Origin of the sequence: Enterovibrio nigricans DSM 22720 (genome assembly GCF_900167155.1) — a bacterium.
Lineage (GTDB): Bacteria > Pseudomonadota > Gammaproteobacteria > Enterobacterales > Vibrionaceae > Enterovibrio > Enterovibrio nigricans.
Map to the genome: position 1 here is coordinate 1 of NZ_FUXU01000162.1, position 3,790 is coordinate 3,790.

Here is a 3,790-nt window from a genome sequence, read left to right on the forward strand (position 1 = left end):
GGATAACCTAGGGTCTCAGCGGCCTTCTACTAACTTTGCAACGGAGCCTGAAAAATATTATCTTATTGCTAAAGTCGGCGAGGTTGGATGTCGTTTATATCATCACGGAGCAACCTTCAATTTTGTTTTTCTTTCAATCGGTTAATCAAACCAGTGTGGATGATTATCCGTACATACCGCTATCTTATCAGCAGGTCAATGAGCGAAGCCCAGTGACGTATAAAGGTTTTTTTCTCAGTCAGTCAATGGGTGATGCCATCAAAAATTGCAGTTATAGAGACTATTACAAGAGAATTCTGTCCGTGAGAAAGCAATGCATGGAGGCGATGCATGCTTGATTTTTGCGTTAATGCAGTATCTCACATACCAGGATTGTTATTGGTCATTGTTGGACTAGGCGTATTAGGTTGGGTTGTATATCTTTCTCATACGTTCATGTCAGATAAAATGGGAGTAGACAGTTCCATTTATCTTCCGTACTGCTATTACGCTATCTCAATTACGGGATGGATATTTGCCAACGCCTTTTTTCAGTCAAATTTACTTCTCATATACGACAAAAACATCGCGTTGACCGTGGCTGTTATTGCGAATTTGTTTTGCTTTGTCGCATTACTCTTCGCTTACCTTTTTTTTTGTAAGTTGGTTTCTACGCTTCCCGGTAAGAAACTTAGAACTTACCAGGTAGTTATTTCTGTCACTCTCGCGCTTCATGCCTTTGTGGTTAATTTGGTACCGGGGATGACAGTTGCAGATATCGAAATTTTTGGTGTCGGTGATTTTGTTCTTTATTTCGGTGAGCACAATGAACAATTTTTCCTTTCTGCCCCTATTCTCATTGTCCTGACCTTTACTAACTTTCTTAAAGCCTGGAAAACTAAGAAGCGATTAAGCCAGTTGAAATCGAGCTATATGATGGCTGGTGTTGTCATTTTTATGGTGTCGACACTGATTGTTCTTGTGATTGTTCCGCTTCTTTACCATGATTTTTCATTAGTATGGGTTCCGCCTGCGTTGTCTGCCATTGAAGCACTATTGATCGGTTATGCGTTGTTGAACAATCGGTTTTATAGTGCCAAATACATTAGTCTCGTCTGTACCAGCTTTACTTTAAATTCGCTCATCTATTTGGTCCCTATGATAGTGATTGCATCTAATGGGACGAGCTTTATTGTCTTTGCGTTGTTGGCAATATGGACGCTGGTGTCAGGCATATTCTGGCATCAATCATTGGGAAAAATACGGCAGTTAGTGAACAAGGTTCTCTACCGAAAAAATGGAAATCCTGTCGACAATATCTGTCGTCTCATTGGCGAGTTTCGATATTCAAGTGATCAAGCGATTGTGAAGCTAAACCAAGTGCTGAATGCCTCTCATGGCCGAATACAAAGGGCTGACGAGCATCTCAACAGTGTATTTCTGGATTACTTTAAAAATGATAGGCGCGCGCTGATTAAAGAAGAACTTGATTACGTGCTTCGTCATCACAATGTAGAAGATAGTGCGCACTTAATCGCCCTGACGGATGCGATGAGCAATGCGGGGACGTCGTTGGTGTTGCCCATCACCGATCACTCCGGCTATGTGTCGCATTTATATATGGTGTCAAAAAACGATCAAGTAGGGCTCTTTTCCAGTGAAGAAATCCTTGGGCTACAAGCGCTTTTCGATGAAGCGAATAAATGGATTGTAACGGAAGATAAAGTCCGAAAAACGCAGGTGTTAGCGGGCTCCATCGCGCATGAAATTCGTAATCCGTTTAGCAAGTTAAAGTATCACTTCGAACGTATTGACGCCGACATGTTTGGCTCCGACGTGACGCTAGGCCACTTCGCTTCAGATGGCATGAAAAAGCTCTATCAGGAACTGGCGGAGAGTAAAAAAGCGGTGTCATTGGGAACACGCTTTATTGATGCCATTTTGTCTGAAATCAATGGCAGCGGGTTTAGTTCAGACCAATTCTCCTATTACTCCGCAGGAGAGCTTACCCTCGATGCTTTAAATGATTTCAGTTTTTTAAAGGAAGGGCACCGAAGCCGTATTACGGCACACTTAGACGATGATTTTATTTTTTATGGCAGTGAGACGCTGTTTAGCTTTGTCGTGTACAACTTGTTGAAAAATGCGTCTGATTACTTTGATTCACATATCGGCAGTCGAATTGATATCCAGCTTTATCGTGGTGAGACAGAGAATCGGCTGGTTGTTTCTGATACAGGTCCGGGTATATCGGAAGCGAATCAATCCAGAGTTTTTGATGATTTTTTCACTTACGGGAAGAAGAATGGTACGGGCCTTGGTCTGGCATACTGTAGACGCGTGATGGAAGCTTTCGGAGGAACGATTACGTGCATTTCTGCCGTTGATGAGTATACCGAATTCACGCCCACTTTTCCGTCGATAGATGAACAGCGCCATGAACGGTCACTTCATCAAACACTGACACCGTATTTAAATCACAAGCGTGGTCTTGTCATAGGTTCAACCCAAAACTGCGAACGTCTGACAGAGTATCTACTGGGCGATTTTGATCTTTGCCTTTCTCAGGCTGACAGTATCAATAATGCGTTAAACATCACATCGGAAAAGGCGTTGGACTTTGTACTGATTTCAGAGTCAAATCACGCCCACTCTAATGACATTGTAACGGCGTTGCGCCAGCGATTTGATATGCGAAATGTCCCGATGTTTTGGTGTTCGACGGACAGCAGTGAAGAACGCAGCGACTACGACGATAACGCACTTTTTCAGGGCGAAGTTATCAGTCATAACAAACTGAGCTTTTGGCGTTCATTGTCACAACTTGCAAATGCTGGCGCGTTCAATCTGCTGGGGTCACTCGCCGGAAAGCGCATATTGGTTGTCGATGATATACAGGCAAACCGACTATTAGTTCAAGCATACCTCAGTGCTGAAGGTGTGGAAGTTTTTCAAGCAACATAAGGATTGGAAGCGATTGAGCAAGCGAAAAATACGTTTGTTGACATGATCTTTATGGACATCCAAATGCCGAACATGAATGGCATTGATGCGACGAAAGAAATACGCAAAGTAAACCCATTTGTGCCTATTGTCTGCTTAACGGGTGAATATAGTCCGGAGATCATCTCAGAGGTTGAAGAGGTGACCGATGACCATCTGGAAAAGCCCATTACGAAAAAACAACTCGTAAACATGGCAACAAAATGGTGTGTTCAGGCAAAGCGTCAGAAAGGGGGGCGAAACGTGCATCCACAAAATAGAACATGTAGCGATATTGAAAACAATCGAAATATGGCTTGATGAATCCCGACCTCTGACACTATTCCCCTCTTCTTTTTACGACAAATGAAGAGGGGATTCTTTACTTTCTGCCTGCTAAAATCACGTTCAAATGCATACTGAGCACTCTCGAAATGTTAGAAAAAGAAAACATGCTGAAATTGGCGCGCATGAAAATGCCGTTTGGCAAATATGCTGGACGCGTGCTTATCGACTTGCCAGAGGAGTACCTGTTGTGGTTTGAAAAGCAGGGCTTCCCTCAAGGTGAATTAGGGCGATTGTTGGCACTGTGTCTGGCACTAAAAATTGAAGGATTAGATGCTGTCGTCAAGCCCCTTAAAAACATGTGATTTGATCATAGAGGCGGCGGTCCCTTCGGCATTTCACTTTCGGTGAGATAGCCGTCTTTGTTGAGGTCAAACTGAGCAAAATCGTTCCGAAGTGGCCCTTTCACTGGGGTTGTTGCAAAAAATCCGTAGTGATCCAAAATCGTCTCATTTCTCCCTGGCGGATAACGGATAGATGGCCA

Annotated in this window: 4 protein-coding genes; all 4 read left to right on the forward strand. The window is 43.3% G+C overall.

The annotated features are described in order from the left end of the window. The first annotated feature begins 35 nt into the window (after nt 1–35). The 4 genes from B5D35_RS25580 to B5D35_RS23060 all read left to right on the forward strand — a co-directional run bounded on the left by B5D35_RS25580 (nt 36) and on the right by B5D35_RS23060 (nt 3,611). On the forward strand, nt 36–338 hold the full coding sequence (locus B5D35_RS25580; protein WP_078754742.1) for an acyl-homoserine-lactone synthase: 303 nt from the start codon (nt 36–38) through the stop codon (nt 336–338). Beyond that, nucleotides 331–2,943 (forward strand): ATP-binding protein, encoded by a 2,613-nt coding sequence (locus B5D35_RS23050; RefSeq protein WP_078754743.1) that lies wholly within the window; start codon nt 331–333, stop codon nt 2,941–2,943. The genes B5D35_RS25580 and B5D35_RS23050 overlap by 8 nt, the downstream gene beginning before the upstream one ends. Before the next feature lie 3 nt (nt 2,944–2,946). Beyond that, the gene (locus tag B5D35_RS23055; RefSeq protein WP_078754744.1) at nt 2,947–3,282 is read left to right on the forward strand and encodes a response regulator; all 336 of its coding nucleotides are present in this window, start codon (nt 2,947–2,949) and stop codon (nt 3,280–3,282) included. Between the two features lie 113 nt (nt 3,283–3,395). Then, nucleotides 3,396–3,611 (forward strand): DUF3820 family protein, encoded by a 216-nt coding sequence (locus tag B5D35_RS23060; protein WP_078754745.1) that lies wholly within the window; start codon nt 3,396–3,398, stop codon nt 3,609–3,611. Nucleotides 3,612–3,790: the final 179 nt, after the last annotated feature.